The sequence below is a fragment of the Lysinibacillus sp. CTST325 genome (assembly GCF_054665055.1).
Window position 1 is genome coordinate 511,139 of record NZ_BAAFHO010000001.1, and the last position, 19,147, is coordinate 530,285.

A 19,147-nucleotide genomic window follows, 5' to 3' on the forward strand; every position below is an offset into this window, starting at 1 on the left:
ATTTCATCCATTGAAGAAAATTTCAGTACCATAGTTCCCAGCTTAGCGTTGGACCCAGTATAAATCATATTCAACTATATTATTTTTCTTAAATTCAATTTCAAGCTCTTTAAATGTTCCTCTATTCTAACTATTTATCAAATAGGATGACTATTAGCCATGTGGTTCAACTATTTTTAGAACACGATAATCTTCACCTAATGCTGGTTTAATGACAGTTTCCATCATATCAATACATGTGGAATCAAATGACTACCGTTTCTTGTCCCCATGGCCAAAATACAAGCTGATCATCAACAGAAAAGCCTCTCCCTCTACTTGATAACCATAATTTTCAATATACTTCTATAATAAAACGTTTGCCATTGAGAAAATTTTAGGGCATTCTCTACTTTGGTGTACGTAAGAACCACTCAATCTATTGACTCCTTTAAAGTAAAATCTTTTCCTTTTCTATTTCTCCACATCTCATTCATAGTTAATAACAGGTAAGTAAAACATTCTAGTTTAAATATCTTTGCTAACCCAACATATACAACTATTCCTACAACTATTTGCACACTAATTGTTACCGTATCCGTTATCCCTATCCATTTTATGTTATATACTACAAAGCCCATTACTAACGATAAAAGTAAAGATGGCATTATATCCTTCCACTGCTCTTGAAAGCTATAGTTTAGTAATTTCAAATTTGGGTATGCATTAACAAATGTAGAAAATACCCCACTTACAAATAACCCGAATGTTATCATATATATACCAAACGGTAAACTAATTCCCAAAATGGTAAGTCCAATAAGCTTTTTCACAATTTCTAACTTCAAAAAAATATCACTACGACCTAGAGCATTAATGGCTTGCAAATTTGCTGTATGTATAGGCCATAATGCATACACAGCACAAAAAATTTGTATAAATGGAACAGTAGATAACCATTTTTCTGTTAACAAAATCTTTACTAACGGTTCAGCGATAACAGCTAGCCCTATCATCATCGGAAATACAATAAATGTACTCGTGACAATTGACCTACGAACCATTTCCTTTACTTTTTGTCTATCTTCTTGATGAGATGACAAAGCAGGAAGCATGACTGATTGTATAGATCCATTTATATTACTTACAATGAAACTGGGAAACTGCTCCCCTCTACTATAAAAACCCAATAATCTTGGACTATATATTTTACCAATTATGATTCCGCTAATATTTGTATATATAACATCAATCAAAGATGATAACAATATCTTCCACCCGAATGAAAATAAGTCTCTTAATCTTTTAAATGAAAAGAGCATTCTTGGTTTCCATTTTACGGTGAACCATAAAATTAACGTAATTAAAAACTGGTTCGTTAATTGCTGTACGATCAATGCCCATACACCGAAATTATGATACGCCAATGTTATACCAACAATTCCTGATACTAAGACTGCTCCTACACTACTAAAGAATTGTTTTTTAAATTGCATATTTCGAGCAATAACAGCATTCTGTATTGAATTAATGGCACCCAAAAACAAAGTTAACGCAAGAATTCTTAAAATAGTTACTAGCTGTGTTTCTTCAAAGAATATAGCTATAGCAGGCGCAGAAAAGAAAAGCATTACATATAAAATACTAGCAACAAATAGGTTTAAGTAAAAAACAGAGGAAAAATCAACTTCGTCAACATTTTTCTTTTGTATTAACGCAGTATTAAATCCACATTGAACTATTACGCTAGCTATCATAATAAAAATAGTTACTAGTACAATTAAACCGAAATCTTTGGGTAGTAGCATGCGAGCTAGTACAATCAAAACAACAAATTGAATCCCTTTAGCCCCCATGATTTCCATCACTTTCCACAACAGAGATGAGATAATTTCAGCTTTTGTTATTTCATTGCGCAACCAACCATCTCCCCTTCCAAAGACTAAACCTACTATTTTGTAAACAAGTTACCGAAAGATAAATTTTATTTTTTTTCCGTAGTTAAAAAAAGAAGGGAAATAAATTGAAATATAACCTTTAATTTTATCAGGACCATTCAGAAGATTTAGATACCTATTAAATTTTTTATCTTTGAGTCCTTTATAATCCCCCATTAAGCGTAGCCGCTGAATTTCCCAAGTTAGTTTTGAAAGTTCGATTTCTCTTTCATGCCTTTTATTTGTATAATCATTAAAATCTTTTAGCATTGTAATGAATCTATTACATCGTTTCACTGCTTGTTCTTTACTTTCTTCTTTCCATTTTGTCGTTGCAGATCGAGGTACATTAAACCTATAAATACCCATAGCCTCGTTCATGTAGTATGCATATCCATAACTAGCCGCAAGTAACTTCAACGCGTTATCTCCCACTGGAGCATCAAAATACCAATCTGGTGGGTTATTTAAAATTCTTTTGGAATAGAGAATAGACATTGTTGGAATATATCCAAGTAGTTGTAATTCTCCAGCTAAATACTTTCGATTTTCATTCTTGAAGTAATTTTTATTTTCAGGTAACCATGGTATGATTAATCGATTTTTACCTTTACCTCTTTGGTCTTCTACATGACCGTTATGAAAACAAATAGTACATTCTGGATTTTGCTCCATATAATCAACTTGTTTTTGAAGCTTATTTTCATTTGTCCAATAATCATCGCCTTCACATAAAGCTATATATTTGCCTCTTGCTTTTTTTCTGATAATTTCACTTACATTAACACCTTTTGAATATTGATTTTCAATTTGATATATCGGTTTAATAATATCTGGAAATTCCATTTCATATTTTCTAATAATCTCCGGCGTTCTATCAGTCGACGCATCATCATGAATCAAAATTTCGTATTTAAAATTAGTCTTCTGCTTTAAGAAACTTTCAATTGCATCTGCAATATAATCTTCATGATTATATGTTAGGCAATTTATACTAACCAAAATTTCACCGGTCATTTAAATCCCCCATTTAATTGATTTAAATATTTTTAAAAAATCCATAAGAACAAAATTTTTCGGAGTTCAACTTTTTTGTATTTAGGCTGCTATTGTAGTTTTTACATGGTCATGATTTAATCAACAGATTGTTTATTGGCATAATAAACTACGGCAATAATGTCAAAGAACTTTAGCACGTTTACCAGTACGATAACGAATATTGCTTAATTGAGAAAATTTTTTGAGATACAGATTGCCGTGTTAAACACCTATACGATGTTTAAAGAGTGTCTTTTTATGCTAAAACAAAAAAACCGAAAATTCAGATTCTTCACACAACACTATTGATGCTCCAAAAAATTTTTATATCTATTTTTAAAGATATGCTCATTTTTATTAAATATATTCGTGTATGGTATTTGGAAAGAATCTGCATGATCTAATCCCGATAGTTGACCTAAAGTCTCTAACTCCTTTAATAAATAAATGAAACTCAAGAATAACAAACATCCAATATAGATTAATTTATTGATTTTATCTTTATACAAATAATAAAAATTGGTTAATAATATGATATTTAATAAGACCCCATAAAGAGATATCCTTGCTGCAGTAAGTTCGGAAAATTTAAGAAAAAAATATAAACAATAACTAATAATATAAATATTAATAACCCTTTTTGAGAATTCACTTTTCTGTGAAAATGCATCATAATAAAAAAAAGCAATTACTAAAAAAATAATCCTTATTATACTTTGAAAATCAAATATATTATTTATACTGTTAGTAAAAGTCGAATATGGTATTATTTTGTCGAGGATAGGCATCCATTGTAGATGGTTAATTAATAGTCCCATTGGTAAAATTGAAATAAAAATACTTGCTAGTACTAAAAAAATGAGGGTTCTTTTTTTAAAATCAATTCTAGCAATAAAATACAATGGAACTAATACAATTGCTGAAGTATGAATGAAGGATAATATAATAGTAGTTATAAACAATTTAATAGTCTTATTATTTTCTAAGCATTCAAGTAAATAATATACTCCTATTGCCAGTGTTAGACCCTGTCTTAATCCACTAAACGTCCAAACAAGATAATAAAAACAAAAATATATTAGAAGTGAAAGAGTTGGATTCTCACTATATTTTCTACATATTTTACCCATATAGTACAGATTAATGATAGCTATTACGGTTATATATTGTTGATATGAGATGCCAACACTCTTTAATAATGATCCAAAAAATCTAAATAAAATTTCTTGATTATCAACACCATACAAAAATTCTTGAGCGGGTGATTCATTCAATCTATTATATAAATATTCATATGCAAAGTAATCTGGACCAACACCATATCTAAAAACGGCCAACCCTGCTAAAATAGTTGCAAAGATCATATAAAGGATTTTGCTCTTGCCATTTAATAGTGAAAAAATAATTCCCAATAAATAAACTCCATAATACATCTAGGTTCACCTTCTTATAAAGAAAAAAGATTACGAAATTTATACTATTCTTTTGTAAATATCTACATAATCATTGAACCGATCTATTTTACTATATAATCGATTTGCCCTTTGTATACAAAAATTTGTGTAGGATGCTTTACCATTTTCATAAACTTCTTCAACAGCCTTATTTAAAGCACTAATACTTTCCTTTTCGACTACAATGCCACATTTATCACTAATATTTTCCGGACTCCCCCCTGTATCAAATGTAATTACAGGTGTTCCACAAGCTAAAGCTTCTAAATTTGTAGTTGGAAAATTATCTTCTAATGTTGGATTAATAAAAACATCGGCAGCAGAATATATTTCTGCCAGTTCTTGAGTATTATTAGTTCTTGTTATGCCAATTATTTTTTTAGGTAATTCCTTTTTTTGCTTCTCCGATAAGCCCACCAAAACTATTATTTCATTTTTTTCTAATAGCTTCGATAACTCCTTAAAGTAATCGAAACCTTTTTTTCTATTCCAATTATTTGCTACTCCTAATATTATAAATTTGCTCATAAGATTATACTTTTCTCTAAAAATGCTTTCTGTAGGTTTAAAAATATCTAAATTTATGCCATTATTAATTACTTCGACAGGATATTCTCCTAAATAAGACTCTTTTACTAAGGCAGATAACCATTTTGATGGCGTTACTATTGTTAAATCCTTCACACCTGTGAAAATATCTTTTTTATTCATATAGTTTTCTTTAGAATTATCAAAAATCAAACTTGTAGGATATACACTTTTTTGCGGGCATTTATCACAGCCGATTCTCCATTTTCCACAATCAATAAAATCAAAATGCGAACAATGTCCTGTAAAAGCCCAACAATCATGTAAGGTCCAAATAACACGTTTGTTCGCCATTTTTATATAATCAAATAACAATTCAATGTTGATATAATACCCATGAATGTTATGCAGATGAATCACATCTGGATTTATACTTTTAATATTGGTAATAAATTCTTCTGTAGCCTTTTTTGATCCGAAACCATGTTTATCATAAATTCTTGTTAATACAACATGTGCATAGTTATCCGTTTTAGTACCTATTCTAATTGCTGTATCACAGTTCTTTGGAAGATCTCTACCGTATGCAATATAACTTTCATGCCCCTGTTCCATTAATATTTGATGGATATCAGTTGCTATCCTTCCCGTGCTCCCTACTCCACAAACTGAATTAATTTGTAGTACTTTCATTAATTTTTTCCCCAAACTACACGATTTACATAATCCGTATACGACAAAATAATTCTAAGCACTTTATCTGACACATTTGGCATGCTATAATCTTCAACTCTTTTTAAGCTGTAATTCTCTTGTGTCTTTAAAATCTCTAATCCTTGTAAAACTCTCTCTTTCTTCAGCCCTACCATCATAACTGTAGCCTCTTCCATTGCTTCGGGTCTTTCATGCGCCTGTCTAATATTAAGTGCTCTAAATCCAAGAATAGAAGATTCCTCACTTATCGTTCCACTATCACTTAATACGGCCTTTGCTTCTATTTGAAGTTTGACATAGTCATTAAATCCCAAAGGCTTTACTATATTTACTAAAGGATTAAACTCTATCCCCTTCGCATGAATCATTTGTAAAGTTCTAGGATGTGTACTAACTATGACAGGCAACTCATACATTTCTGCAATCGCATTTAAGCTATCTACTAAATCTAAAAAATTTGTTTCTGAATTAATATTTTCCTCTCGGTGTGCTGATACTACAAAAAAATCTACTTCTTTAAGATTTAATCTTGCTACTATATCTGATTTTTCTATATCCGCTCTTCTTGAATTGAGTACTTCTAACATCGGACTCCCCGTCTTAATAATTCGATCTGCAGGTAGTCCTTCCTTTAATAAATATTCTCTTGCTATGTCACTATAAGTTAAGTTTATGTCTGAAATATGATCGACAATTTTTCTATTTGTTTCTTCCGGTACTCTTTGGTCAAAACATCTATTTCCCGCTTCCATATGAAATATAGGAATATGTCTTTTCCTTGCTGCAATTGCACATAAACAACTGTTTGTATCACCTAATACTAAAAGTGCATCTGGTTGAACTTCCTCTAATACCGGATCAATCTTGATAAGAATATTTCCTATTGTTTCAATAGCAGTTCCAGTTGCTGCATTTAAAAAATAATCCGGTGTCTTTAAATAGAACTCTCTAAAAAACACTTCATTTAACTCATAATCATAATTTTGACCAGTATGGACTAATACATGTTCGATAACATTTGATTTTTCTAATTTATTTATGACAGCAGATAGTCTAATAATTTCTGGACGAGTACCTACAACAGTCATTACTTTTAGCTTCTTCACCTTATACCTCCAAATAGATTGTATCTGGTTTTTCAGGATCAAATACTTCATTCACCCACATGATTGTTACCATATCTGTGTCGCCTAAATTTTCAATGCTGTGTGTATATCCCACTGGAACATCAACCACTTCCAATTTATCGCCACTAACAAAGTACTCCGCTACTTCATTCGAATTAATATTTCTAAATCGAATCACACCTTGACCACTTACAACTAAAAATTTCTCATTTTTTGAATGATGCCAGTGGTTACCTTTTGTTATACCTGGTTTTGAAATATTTACAGATATTTGGCCTCGATCAGGCGTCTTAATAAACTCTGTAAATGACCCTCTTAAATCTACATTCATCTTAAGATCATAGCTAAATTGATTTTCACTTAGGAAACTTAAAAATGTACTGTATAATTTTTTGGTAAACGTGTGGGACATATTAGGAATAGAGCGTTCTTCTCTACTTTTTTTGAATGAATAAATCAATTCTACAATTTCTCCTAGTGTCGTCTTATGGACAACAGGAATTTGGCAATAGCCGCCTTGGATTGCGTTCTCATTCCCATTCAAGGCTTCAAGCAATTCTTCCACAACATCATCAATGTAAACTAGCTCCATATCAAGACTAGGATCACTTACTTTTATAGGTAAATCATGTGCAATATTATGACAAAATGTTGCTATAGCACTGTTGTAATTTGGCCTACTCCATTTACCAAATACGTTGGGCAAACGATAAACTAAAACTTTCGCACCTGTTTTTCTACTATATTCAAAAAGCAAGTCCTCACCAGCTTTTTTACTAATGCCATAAGGATTATTTTGTTCTGCTTGAGTAGATGATGCTAGCATAACAGGGCAAGTATTTTGGTATTTCTTTAATGAATCAAGAAGAATAGAGGTAAAGCCATAGTTCACATCCATGAAATCAGACTGATCTTTCGGCCGATTTACTCCTGCAAGATGGAAAATAAAATCCGCCTCTTTACAATATTCATCTAACAAGTCTATGTTTGATTCTCTATTATATTCCAGAATTTCAGTATAATTTTGGTTTTTAAGCTTTGCTATGAGATTCTTACCGATAAACCCCTTTGAACCGGTCACTAGTATTTTCATCGTAGACCCAACCTTTCAATTCTTCTTGTACATAATCAAGCTTTAATAACCTTTCTTTTATTTGCTGAATATTTAGCATTTCTGTGTTGTGAGAATTGTACTCCTCTTGTATGGATAATTTTTGATCACCCTCTACGAAGTATTTTTCGTAATTTAAGTCCCTTTTATCAGCAGGCACACGGTAAAACTCTCCTAAATCTTGTGCAACCACATTTTCCTCTCGAGTAAGCAAAGTTTCATATAGTTTTTCACCATGACGAGTACCAATAATATCTATGTTATTTTCCGCATTGAACAACTCCCTGATGGCATGCGCTAAATCCCAAACAGTTGATGCAGGCGATTTCTGCACCATAATATCTCCTGCCTCCGCATGTTCAAATGCAAATAATACTAATTCAACTGCTTCTTCAAGACTCATTAGAAATCTAGTCATTTTTGGATCTGTAATTGTTAGTGCTTGGCCATTTTTAATTTGGTCAATAAATAACGGGATAACAGAACCGCGTGAAGCCATCACATTTCCATAGCGAGTACCACATATTAATGTGCGTTTTGGATCAACTGTTTTTGCTTTTGCAACAATCACCTTTTCCATCATTGCTTTTGAAATGCCCATTGCATTAATTGGATAAGCGGCTTTATCTGTCGACAAACAAATTACCTTTTTTACACTACTTTCAATTGCCACAGTCAGTACATTATCTGTTCCCATTACATTAGTCTTCACTGCTTCTAATGGAAAGAACTCACAGGATGGAACTTGTTTTAGCGCAGCAGCATGGAAAATGTAATCTACACCGTGCATAGCATTTTTCAAACTCGATATATCCCTTACATCGCCTATATAAAATTTTAATTTTTCATTTTTATAAACTTTTCTCATATCATCTTGTTTTTTCTCATCTCTTGAAAAAATGCGAATTTCTTTAATATCGGTATTTAAAAATCTCTTCATAACTGCATTTCCAAACGAACCCGTACCGCCAGTTATTAATAATATTTTGTCTTTAAACATATTATTGATCCTCCAGTAATTTATGCATAAGATTCACATATTTTCGAGTACATTTCTCCATCGTGTATTTCTCAAGAAATAACTTCCTACAATTCTCTCCCATATATTCACGCTTCTCCCTATCATCAAGGAGATCTTTAATAACAACTACTAGTTTGGAGCTATCCTTGGCTTGCATAGCGTATCCTGCATTATGATCTATTAAATCTCTAGCTATATCAGAATCCGCTCCTATAATCGCGATTACTGGTTTACCAGCCATCATATAACTGTAGGTTTTACTTGGTACAGCTAGGCCAGTCAAGCCATCCGATAAACTTACAATGAAACAATCGCTGATACTAAGAGCCTTTTGAAAATCATGTCCATGTAAAAAATCAAATACACGTGCGTGATTCAAATTCTCTGTTTCTATAATCTCTTTTAATGTATCCATTTTATTTCCATGTCCTGCAAAAAGAAATTGAACGTTCTTATCATCTTTTAATTGGCGGATTGCCTCCAAAATCGGATCCAAATCTTGACATATTCCCATATTGCCAAAATAAGATACGATAAGATTTTCATCTGTTTTTATGGATTCTAATAGTTTATTTTCATATGCTTTATTGCCATTAGAGAATGCTTTATCCTCGCACCAATTAGGGATTACTTCAATTTGGTGTTTTTTTAATGCTATTCTATGTTTTAGTAGATAGTCTTTCATTTCATTCGATAAAGCAACAACTGTATTTACATGTTTAAAAATACATTTATTAACTCTTTTCATCATTTTGCTAATGACACTATTTTCAGAAATAGTGTTTGTAAAATAAGCTATTTCTGGGTATACATCGTAGCTTACAAACACTACTTTTGTATTAAAAAACTTATTCGCTAGAGCTGCTATTAACGGTAATATTGGTGGATTTGAGTAAACGATTATTGCCTCATACTTTCTCAATTGTCTAAAACGTAAGGCTACAGAAAATGTGAAAGAAAAATAATTAATTAATCGTCCGATAAAATTACTACGTTTAAGTTGGATATATTTTAGTCTACTTATCTCAATATTTTCATAGATTTCTTGCAACGGGACATTATTTGTTAAGTTGTACTCTTTCGGATACCCAGACAATGCGCTGACGGTAAAACCGGCCTTACTAAGAGCCACTGCAGTGTTAAAAGGGAGTGTAGCCGACGAAATATATTCAGGATAAAAATACTGGCACAAAAACAATATTTTTTTCTTATTCTCCAAAAAAATCACCCCTACTTTTAGCTCACATGACTCACTGATCCATATGTCTAAATAAGTTAAGTTTTATTGCCATGTTGATCTGTAGCGAAAAGCGAATTCGATCAGCTTCACTCGCCCAACCTCACTCTATTTAACTAGCACTTTATTTATTAAATTGAAATTCCCGACTTTTAATGTTTAATAAAATATTTGTTATATAGATTAGAATGAATCTTATAGCTACTTATATTTATAACATTGGTCATTTCATTTTATTCGATAACGCACATTGTTATAATTGAATATATATGCTCGTACAATATCTATATTCCTTTGTATCGGAAATATAGAAAAAAATAACAAATTAAGACTCTAATTAAAAGGAGTATTAATTTCCAATCACATTCACCTACACAGAATTATTTTTTAAAATTAATTGCAACTGAAGTTCATAATAAGTATCTTCTAAATAAAGTTAGGTACCAGAAAAAAATTACTCTTACTTTAAAAAATGCCCTAAAAGTCATTAAATACTTTTAGGGCATCTTCACAATAAGAAATTTTGTATGTTTTAATATAAATCTAATACTCACTATATTTCGGTGCTTTCTGCTCTTGTAAAAGTTCCATCATTTTAAGCTTATATGTTTCTACACCTGGCTGATCAAATGGGTTGACACCTAGTAAATATGCGCTCATTGTACATGCCTTCATAAAAAAATAAATTAGAAAGCCAATATGATAAGCATCTAGCTTTGGTAATTCCAGCTGTATAACTGGGACATTGCCTTCCGAATGCGCACGTGCTGTGCCTTCTTTAGAAATGGCGTTTATTTCATTAAATGTTCGATTCGTTAAATAATTTAGTCCATCCTCATTGCGTGCATCATACGGTACTGCCAAATCATCCCCAATTTCATGGAAGTGAAGTAATGTTTCAAACAAAATCGGGCTACCCTCCTGTATAAATTGCCCGATTGCATGCAAATCTGTTGGAAAATTTACTGTAGAGGGATAAAGACCTTTTCTGTCTTTACCTTCACTCTCACCAAACAGTTGCTTCCACCATTCATGAAACTTATTTAAGGCCGGTTCAAATGAAGCAAGCAATTCAATTTTGTATCCCTGTTCATATAATGCATGACGTAACACCGCATATCGGTACGCCTCATTATACTCAAGTCTTGATTCTTTAAACTCTAATGCCGCTACCTTCGCTCCAGACATTAAGTTATAAATATCAACCCCTGCAACTGCCATAGGCAAAAGACCAGCAGCGGTTAATACCGAAAAACGACCACCTATGTTTGAAGGTATAACAAATTGTCGATAGCCCGAAGCATCGGCTATTTTCTTTAATAACCCTCTTTTGGCGTCTGTCGTGACAATAATACGTTCAGCTGCTTTTTCTCCATAATGTAATTCCATATACTGACGTAAAACTCGAAACGCCAGTGCTGGTTCCATAGTCCCTCCAGATTTTGACACAACATTCACGTATACACTCTTATTCTCAATATTCTCCAGTAATTGCTTCATATAAGCTCCACTCATATTTTGCCCTACATATATTACTTCAATTCCATCATGATGTGCACCAAAATAAGGTGTCAGGGCATCTTGGACAGCACGGGCACCTAGAAAAGAACCACCCACTCCAATGACAATAAGTACATCTGCAAAACTACGAATTTCATGTGCTGTCTTTTCAATATGAACAAATAATGCATCATAAGCTTCCAGCGGTGCATGAAGCCAACCAGTCGGAACATCCTCTGCTAGCTCTAAATATCGGTGGATTTTTTCTACATTTTTTGCATAATATGACCAATTAATGGTATTAGAGTCATAATTCAGAATATTTGTATGCAAAAATTGCTTACTCACAGTATGACCTCATTTCATATGATTGAATAAGTTGTTAATGCATAAAAGTCCTCTATTTCAGCATCAACGCCTTCTTTCTATGAACGATATGATCAATAATAATAATGGTTCTTAGGTGTTTTAATATTATTTAGTACAACGCCCAAAATTTGTGCTTTTGAAGAAACAAGTGCAGCCTTTGCTTTTAAAACATCTACTTTTTGTACTAAATCCATATTCACAACTAATATAGTGCCATCACATTTATTAGACAAAATTTGCGCATCTGATACCGATAATAATGGAGGTGCATCTAAAATAATGATGTCATAATCCTTCCTTAAATCCTGCATAAGTATTTCCATAGTATTCGATGATAGTAGGTCAACCGGATTTGGCGGAAGTGGTCCGCTTGGGATAATACTTAACTCTTCCACTGATGTTTTTTGAATAACATTAAAGTAAACCTTCTGCCTTGTTAACACATCTGACAATCCATCGGTATTAAAAGTACTAAACGTATGGTGTAAAGTTGGTTTACGCATATCGGCATCTATGATAATAACTCTTTTACCTTCTTGAGCAAAAACAACACCGAGATTTGCAGCATTTGTGGATTTACCTTCCCCCGGTATAGATGAAGTAACGAGTAGTGATTTTATTTCTTGATCTGGCAACGAAAATCGAATATTTGTACGCATCGTTCGGAATTGTTCAGATATGATTGATTTTGAATCTGTCACTAGTTTACGTCCCATTATAGAAGTTTTTATTTTTTTACTTTTTTTCAAACCAAATATGGTTAGTTCCTCCTCACGCTTCGTGATTTCATCGATTTATTCGTTTCTTTTTCCAGAGCGATTGCTCCAACTAAACCGATAATTGGCAGATTTAATATTTCTTCTATTTCTTGCTCTGATTTAAACCTTGTATCCAAAAACTCTCGTAAAAAAGCTAACATGATTCCCACCATTAAACCACCAACAGTTGCGCTGATAATATTTAGTAGCTTATTTGGTTTTACCGGTTTAGGATTATCTATTAGATTAGCTACTGATAAAATTTCTATATTATCAACATTCATTAATATAGGAATTTCCTTTTTAAAGACATCTACTAACGTATTCGAAATTTCCACGGCCATGGATGCTTGTTCGTCCATAACTATAATATTTACAACTTGTGAGTTATTTGCACTAGATACTGTAATTTGTTCCGCTAAACTATCTGATGTTGTATCTAACTCAAGTTTTTCTATGACTTTCGATAATATTACAGGGCTTTTAATGATGACATTATACGTATTTATTAATCGTAAATCTGTTTCGTTATTTTGTGCCCATTGATATTGTTCGATATTAGAACTTTTTTGATTTACTAATATTTGCGTTTCTGCTTGATAGATTGGTGTTAATAAATAGAAGCTAATGATTGCAGCTACAGTGCTTGCAATAACTATACAGCTTAGAACAAGGAACCAACGTTTTCGAATTGTTGTCAATAAATCTTGTAATGTAAATGTTGTCTCCAATGGCCATCACCCCTTATCCAAATACCTGCTAGTATATTTTCAAAAAAATATGTCACTACTGTAACATTTCCATTTATAAAAGCTAACATTAAATAATGTTATATAGAATCGTACCCAGAGATTGTTTCCTTCTCTTCACTTATGATTATATTATTGCGCTCCTCTATATATTCTAAGACCTTTTTCTCATAATTTTGAGCCTATCATTTTTTCATTAGTGAATTTACTTCAACCAACTTATAATAAAAATGACTTGCAATATATTTAGGATTATTTTCAAAAAAAAAACGATCCTTCCGATTTATATGGAAGAACCACTTTCATCAAATAATTTCTACAAAAACACCTCTATTTAATGACTAATTGCCTGTTGATGTTGTAGTCGTTTGTCGCTGCTATTCACGATTCCCCTACTACCTTAAGGTAAATATTGCATTTCGGTTCTGTACCGCGGGACGAATTGCTACCCAGGAACCGTCTGCTAATACATACTTCAGCACAATTTCTTTTGGTAACTTTAATACTTCAATAGAGCCTAGACTTTCTTCATTGTTCTATCATAAACGCTGCCTGTAATCGTTGTAGCTTATGTTGTGCTTGTTCTTTCGTATTAGCTACTGTACCAAAGTAAAACTTACATTTTGGCTCTGTTCCGGAAGGGCGAATCGCTATCCATGATTGATCTTCTAAAATAAACTTTAAGACATTTTCTTTAGGTAATTTAATTGAAGAAATCGAGCCATCTTGATGAATGGCTTGTTGCGTTAAGTAATCTTCTATTACCATTACTTTTTGACCTGCCATGTCAAAAATTCTATTTTCCCTAAGGTTTTGTAGTAAAGCTTGCATTTCCTTTTGACCAGCAATGCCTTCAAATATTTGTGACTGTAATGCTTCTTGATAATAGCCATATTTATTAAATAAACTGTCCAGAGCATCTAGTAACGTATGTTGTTTTGTTGCATAATAGGCTGCCATCTCTGTTACTACCAACGCGACTTGAACAGCATCTTTATCACGCACAAAGCTTTGGACCAAATAGCCATAACTTTCTTCATAGCCGAATAGGAACGTTTTTTCCTTCGATTCGTCATACTCAGCAATCTTTTCTGCAATGTATTTAAAACCTGTCAGTGTGTTCACGGTTTCAACTCCGTATTGTTGAGCAATTACTGCACCAAGTTCAGAGGTAACAATTGTTTTGAGTAATACGCCGTTTCCAGGTAGCTCATTTTTTTCTTTTTTCGCCTCAAGCAAATACTGTAAGATAAGTGCACCTAGCTGATTACCTGTTAATAATTGATAACCACGCTCTGTTATTACTGCCACACCTAATCGATCAGCATCTGGGTCGGTTGCTAATAGTATTTGTGCACCTGTTTCGTTACCTTTTTGAATTGCATACTTAAAGGCTGCCGCTTCCTCTGGGTTTGGATAAGGAACCGTTGGAAAATCTCCATCTTGTACGGCTTGCTGATCGACAATATGGACATTTGTAAAACCAAATGCTTGTAAACCTTGTTGTACCAATATTAGCCCTGCACCATGAAGAGGTGAGTAAACAATTGGTATAGTGAAATCGATATTTGTACGTTGTTTTAAACTGAGTAATTTTTCTTTATAGGCTTGGTCAATATTCGATAAAACCCATTTTACTGTTCGATGCTGCTCTAATATGTGCCATAATGTTGTTGGAATGTCAAAAATATTTTGGATATCATCGAATTTTTCAACGATAGTTTGAATAGCGGATGGCGTCAGTTGTGCCCCGTCCTCCCCATAAACTTTAAAACCATTATATTGTTTTGGATTGTGACTAGCGGTAATGACCACACCTGCAAAAGCATTTAAATACCTTACTGCAAAAGATAATTCAGGTGTTGGGCGTGCATCGCGAAATACGAATACTTTCACCCCTAATGCCCCCAGCACTTGAGCTGTTTCAATAGCAAAATCCTTTGAGAAATGCCGTGTATCATAGGCAATGACAACACCCCGCTGTTTGGCTATTTCTCCGTTTTCTGTGATATACTGCGCTAGCCCGTATGCAGCTCTGCGAATTGTGTAGATATTCATCCGATTTGTACCTGCACCTAACACACCACGCATACCTGCTGTACCAAATTGTAGGTATTGATAAAATCGATCTTCAATTTGTGTTGCATCATTTACAATGGCTAGTAATTCTTCTTTTAAATAAGAAGGAACAGTTTCCTTTATCCATTGCCTGTAATGATCTTCTACTATACTCAATATGACACCTTCTGTTCATTCAATAATTCAAGCATTTTTTTCTTCATATGAGACACGACAATCGTTCGTAATATCATGAAAATGAAGTAACGTTTCAAAGTCCAAATGGTGTCGACAAGACCCATCTGGCCACAGTAATCATTATTTACCAACGATTTCAATAATGACATTAAAACTTTCCGTATTTTTCACTTACATATTTCTCACTTACATATTTCTCAAGTTAAGTACAGTTCTTCTCTTAATCCTAAAAAATCTTCCACCATTTTCTCACTTCGATTTTACAAGGTTCTTGTATAAGAAATGGCTGGTTTTCAATTATTCTTGCATTATTTTCGAGTAATATATCGATGGCATCTAACTCTTTTTTCTTTTCTAAATAACAAAGCCCTGCATCAAAAAAAAATGGTCGAGATGATAGATTGTGTACATCCGATCCATACGTATGAACTAAATTAGCTCTTACTAGCTCAAGTGAGCGCTTTTGTATTGTGCGACCAAAATAACCAGCTAAGCTTCCAGCAGTTATTTGCGCTTTTGCTCCTTCGCAAATTAATCGTTCTAAGTAAACAGGCCGTTCAACAATGGCTTTATTTCGTTCTGGATGCGCAATAATTGGGATAATTCCTTCAGACAGTAATGCACGAATAATTCTTATTGTATAAGCCGGTACAGTATAGGATGGTAATTCTAACAACATATAATTAGAGCACGCTAATGTGTGGATTTGATTTGTTTTATAGAGTGGAATGATTTTTTCTGATAATCGTACTTCATGCCCGGTAAAAAGTGTTAGGGGAATACTTTTTTTTATGAGTTCAGATTGTAATAAATGAATTTGATTTTTCACTGCGCTATAATCCGCATGATATTGTGGGTGATGGCAATGGGGTGTGGCTATTATTTCTTTAATTCCTTCTTTAACCGCTTGTTCAAACAACCGCATAGTATCTGCCATCGTTTTTGGTCCATCATCTACATTCCATAAGACATGACTATGCATATCAACCATCAATATCCTCCTCTCTAATTAGAAAAGGTCCAATACTTTTATTATGCTCAATCTATAAATATTATGAGTACTCTTAAGGAAGTGGTTATTGTTTAAAACTAAAGAGCAAATAAAAATAGGCAACTCTTTGTTCGAAACCGAACAAGAAGTTGCCTATTTTTTCGCAAAATTAACTTATTATTGCTAAAGTTTTCAGTGTCCTCATGAATAAAAAACATTTCGAGCCCGCAATCCGCGACAAGATTTTCCTGTGATGATCTGGTGCAAATACCCACCTAGCATATCGACTCGAAAATTCTATTCTTTCTTTTGAAATAAAATCTATTAATGATTTTATTTCGCATATTCCACGGCACGTGTTTCACGAATAACCGTTACTTTAATATGACCTGGATAATCAAGTTCTTCTTCAATTCGCTTACGGATATCTCTCGCTAAGCGATGTGAAGCTAAGTCATCAATTTTTTCAGGTTGTACAATTATACGGATTTCACGACCAGCCTGAATCGCAAAGGATTTTTCTACGCCATCATAGCTTTCAGAAATTTCCTCTAACTTTTCAAGTCTGCGGATATAGTTTTCAAGCGTCTCACTTCGAGCACCTGGACGAGCTGCTGATAACGCATCAGCTGCAGCCACTAATACCGCGATGACAGATGTTGCTTCTGTATCACCATGGTGAGAAGCAATACTGTTAATAACGACCGGATGTTCCTTGTATTTTGTTGCCAATTCCACACCGATTTCGACATGGCTACCTTCAACTTCATGGTCAATCGCCTTACCAATATCATGTAATAAGCCTGCACGGCGAGCTAATGCTACATCTTCACCAAGTTCAGCAGCGAGCAAGCCTGCTAAATATGCGACCTCAATTGAATGTTTTAGGACGTTTTGTCCATAACTTGTACGATATTTCATGCGGCCTAAAATCTTCATTAAATCTGGATGTAAATTATGAATGCCAATTTCAAATGTTGTCTGCTCACCTGTTTCGCGGATTTGTTCATCCACTTCACGACGAGATTTTTCCACCATTTCCTCAATTCGAGCAGGGTGAATGCGACCATCCTGTACAAGTTTTTCAAGTGCAAGTCGAGCCGTTTCACGACGAATTGGATCAAAGCCTGATAAAATAACCGCCTCTGGAGTATCATCAATAATTAAATCTATACCTGTTAGCGTTTCCAAAGTTCGGATGTTACGACCTTCACGACCAATAATACGACCTTTCATTTCATCATTTGGCAAGTTCACGACAGATACCGTTGTTTCAGCAACGTGATCTGCAGCAAAACGTTGCAGTGCCAGTGATAAAATTTCACGTGCTTTTTTATCTGATTCTTCCTTCGCACGTGTCTCAGCTTCCTTCGTCATCACAGCAATATCAGTTGTTAGCTCTTTTTCTACTTCTCCTAAGATAATAGCTTTTGCTTCATCTCTAGTTAAAGCAGAAATTCGCTCTAGCTCTGATTTTTGCAAGGCAACGAGCTCGTCCACTTTGCTTTCCATCTGTTCAATATGCTGTTGTCTTTCACTTAGAGCTTGTTCTTTACGCTCTAAGCCTGCTTCTCTCTTATTTAGAGCATCATCTTTGCGATCAAGATTCTCTTCTCTTTGCAATAAACGGTTCTCTTGTTTCTGAAGTTCTGAACGACGTTCACGAATGTCATTTTCTGCTTCAGTACGAAATTTGTGAGTTTCATCTTTGGCCTCAAGTAGTGCTTCTTTCTTCAATGCCTCCGCTTCTCGTTTTCCTTCTTCAACGATTGTTTCAGCGACATGTTTAGCACCAGTGATTTTTGAGTCATTCACTTTTTTCATGTAGATATAGCTAACAGCGGCACCAACGATGAGTCCAAGCAAAGCGGAGATGATAGTAATTCCATCCATATGAACACCTCCTCTTGCTATTTGGGTATTACAGTTTCAGTCGGCGCATACATCAATTTCGCCTTGGCATAATAATTGTGTCTCGGATTTTGAATAAATGTTTAGGTCTGCACGAGAAGCCGACACGATGTCGGGCATTCGGTATAGTCACAGGAAGTGGCGTTTTACCGATGCAGATACGTTAGCCATTTTCGCAGGATGCGAAGATCTAAGGCTATCTTCTTATTATTCATTTCTTTCAAAATCCATGACATCTGCCAGAGTCTTCATTTAAAATGAAGTCAGAATGTACTGCCTATTTAAAGTCATAATTCAGAAATTATACATTTTTAATTGTATAGCTAGCCTTAAGCTCTGTCAAGGATAGTCGGGCATCTGTTCGCCCTCTCAAGAAAAAAAGTAAGTCATATCCATTAAGAGGATTAATTACCTAATGCTTTTTACACAACACTTATTTTTACTTTTAACATTAATGCGTAGAAACA

At 33.7% G+C, this 19,147-nt stretch carries 14 protein-coding genes; all 14 read right to left on the reverse strand.

Going from position 1 to position 19,147, the window contains the following annotated elements; all coding sequences use genetic code 11:
* Positions 1-413: 413 nt before the first annotated feature.
* The 14 genes from ACYQ73_RS02630 to rny all read right to left on the reverse strand — a co-directional run bounded on the left by ACYQ73_RS02630 (position 414) and on the right by rny (position 18,662).
* Positions 414-1,898: a lipopolysaccharide biosynthesis protein gene (locus tag ACYQ73_RS02630; protein WP_460011027.1), complete on the reverse strand. Its 1,485-nt coding sequence runs from the start codon at positions 1,896-1,898 to the stop codon at positions 414-416.
* Positions 1,899-1,946: 48 nt separating this feature from the next.
* A complete protein-coding gene (locus ACYQ73_RS02635; RefSeq protein WP_460011028.1) occupies positions 1,947-2,933 on the reverse strand; it encodes a glycosyltransferase family 2 protein in 987 nt (328 codons plus the stop codon).
* A 323-nt stretch (positions 2,934-3,256) separates the two neighbouring features.
* A complete protein-coding gene (locus tag ACYQ73_RS02640; protein ID WP_460011029.1) occupies positions 3,257-4,387 on the reverse strand; it encodes an EpsG family protein in 1,131 nt (376 codons plus the stop codon).
* Between the two features lie 39 nt (positions 4,388-4,426).
* Positions 4,427-5,629 (reverse strand): glycosyltransferase, encoded by a 1,203-nt coding sequence (locus ACYQ73_RS02645; protein WP_460011030.1) that lies wholly within the window; start codon positions 5,627-5,629, stop codon positions 4,427-4,429.
* Positions 5,629-6,756, reverse strand: a complete 1,128-nt coding sequence (gene wecB, locus ACYQ73_RS02650) for a non-hydrolyzing UDP-N-acetylglucosamine 2-epimerase (protein ID WP_460011031.1) — start codon at positions 6,754-6,756, stop codon at positions 5,629-5,631. Before wecB ends, ACYQ73_RS02645 begins: the two co-directional genes overlap by 1 nt.
* A 1-nt stretch (position 6,757) precedes the next feature.
* Entirely contained in the window at positions 6,758-7,870 is a 1,113-nt protein-coding gene (locus ACYQ73_RS02655) for a capsular polysaccharide biosynthesis protein CapF (protein WP_460011032.1), read from the reverse strand.
* Entirely contained in the window at positions 7,830-8,888 is a 1,059-nt protein-coding gene (locus tag ACYQ73_RS02660) for a polysaccharide biosynthesis protein (RefSeq protein ID WP_460011033.1), read from the reverse strand. Before ACYQ73_RS02660 ends, ACYQ73_RS02655 begins: the two co-directional genes overlap by 41 nt.
* 1 nt (position 8,889) lies before the next feature.
* The gene (locus ACYQ73_RS02665; RefSeq protein ID WP_460011034.1) at positions 8,890-10,128 is read right to left on the reverse strand and encodes a glycosyltransferase family 4 protein; all 1,239 of its coding nucleotides are present in this window, start codon (positions 10,126-10,128) and stop codon (positions 8,890-8,892) included.
* Between the two features lie 561 nt (positions 10,129-10,689).
* On the reverse strand, positions 10,690-11,994 hold the full coding sequence (locus ACYQ73_RS02670; protein ID WP_460011035.1) for a glucose-6-phosphate isomerase: 1,305 nt from the start codon (positions 11,992-11,994) through the stop codon (positions 10,690-10,692).
* A gap of 92 nt (positions 11,995-12,086) precedes the next feature.
* Positions 12,087-12,731, reverse strand: coding sequence for a CpsD/CapB family tyrosine-protein kinase (locus ACYQ73_RS02675; protein ID WP_460011509.1), 645 nt, complete (start codon positions 12,729-12,731; stop codon positions 12,087-12,089).
* 44 nt (positions 12,732-12,775) lie between these two features.
* Positions 12,776-13,504: a YveK family protein gene (locus tag ACYQ73_RS02680; RefSeq protein WP_460011036.1), complete on the reverse strand. Its 729-nt coding sequence runs from the start codon at positions 13,502-13,504 to the stop codon at positions 12,776-12,778.
* Between the two features lie 546 nt (positions 13,505-14,050).
* A complete protein-coding gene (locus ACYQ73_RS02685; RefSeq protein WP_460011037.1) occupies positions 14,051-15,757 on the reverse strand; it encodes a phospho-sugar mutase in 1,707 nt (568 codons plus the stop codon).
* Between the two features lie 247 nt (positions 15,758-16,004).
* Positions 16,005-16,769 (reverse strand): tyrosine-protein phosphatase, encoded by a 765-nt coding sequence (locus tag ACYQ73_RS02690; protein ID WP_460011038.1) that lies wholly within the window; start codon positions 16,767-16,769, stop codon positions 16,005-16,007.
* 333 nt (positions 16,770-17,102) lie between these two features.
* Positions 17,103-18,662 (reverse strand): ribonuclease Y, encoded by a 1,560-nt coding sequence (gene rny, locus ACYQ73_RS02695; protein WP_460011039.1) that lies wholly within the window; start codon positions 18,660-18,662, stop codon positions 17,103-17,105.
* Between the last annotated feature and the right edge of the window lie 485 nt (positions 18,663-19,147).

What these genes read in the sequence shown, in the direction of transcription:
- ACYQ73_RS02635 (WP_460011028.1), bottom strand. Translation starts at nt 2,933, where the DNA reads ATGACCGGTGAAATTTTGGTTAGTATAAATTGCCTAACATATAATCAT.
- ACYQ73_RS02640 (WP_460011029.1), bottom strand. Translation starts at nt 4,387, where the DNA reads ATGTATTATGGAGTTTATTTATTGGGAATTATTTTTTCACTATTAAAT.
- ACYQ73_RS02645 (WP_460011030.1), bottom strand. Translation starts at nt 5,629, where the DNA reads ATGAAAGTACTACAAATTAATTCAGTTTGTGGAGTAGGGAGCACGGGA.
- ACYQ73_RS02655 (WP_460011032.1), bottom strand. Translation starts at nt 7,870, where the DNA reads ATGAAAATACTAGTGACCGGTTCAAAGGGGTTTATCGGTAAGAATCTC.
- ACYQ73_RS02660 (WP_460011033.1), bottom strand. Translation starts at nt 8,888, where the DNA reads ATGTTTAAAGACAAAATATTATTAATAACTGGCGGTACGGGTTCGTTT.
- ACYQ73_RS02675 (WP_460011509.1), bottom strand. Translation starts at nt 12,731, where the DNA reads ATGGGACGTAAACTAGTGACAGATTCAAAATCAATCATATCTGAACAA.
- ACYQ73_RS02690 (WP_460011038.1), bottom strand. Translation starts at nt 16,769, where the DNA reads ATGGTTGATATGCATAGTCATGTCTTATGGAATGTAGATGATGGACCA.
- rny (WP_460011039.1), bottom strand. Translation starts at nt 18,662, where the DNA reads ATGGATGGAATTACTATCATCTCCGCTTTGCTTGGACTCATCGTTGGT.